This is a genomic window from Adlercreutzia sp. DFI.6.23 (genome assembly GCF_024462535.1).
In the GTDB taxonomy this organism is placed as follows: domain Bacteria; phylum Actinomycetota; class Coriobacteriia; order Coriobacteriales; family Eggerthellaceae; genus Adlercreutzia; species Adlercreutzia rubneri.
The window spans coordinates 1-294 of the sequence record NZ_JANGBP010000660.1 but is presented as its reverse complement, the minus strand read 5'-3'; the positions used below and the strand labels follow the sequence as shown (position 1 = coordinate 294).

The 294-nt window shown below is 65.6% G+C and carries 1 protein-coding gene; it reads left to right on the top strand.

Annotation, left to right across the window (positions count from 1 at the left end; translation table 11 throughout):
• A partial coding sequence (locus tag NE591_RS14970) for a hypothetical protein (RefSeq protein ID WP_256157071.1) occupies window positions 1-294 on the top strand: 294 nt, incomplete at both ends.

The following is a 294-nucleotide window of genomic DNA, read 5'->3' as shown; positions in this document are numbered from 1 at the left end:
AGGACGCGCGCCATGTACCATTGGCCGGTGACTTTCTATCTCGTGGGCCTGCCCGACGAGATCGCTCGCATTATCGAAGATGCGCAGCCGCAGCCAAGCTTTACGCACCATTTCACGCGCAGCGATGAGCCCGAAGAGGCGCTCACCGCCCAGGCCAGCGCCATTTTCGCCGATGCCACGGGCCACGATGCCACCGCCTGGGCCCGCGTCTTCGCCGCTCACCGGCAGGCCACCACAACGGTCACCCTCATCGTCTCCGACGACCAAGCGCCCGCCGTCGAGCCCTACTTCAAC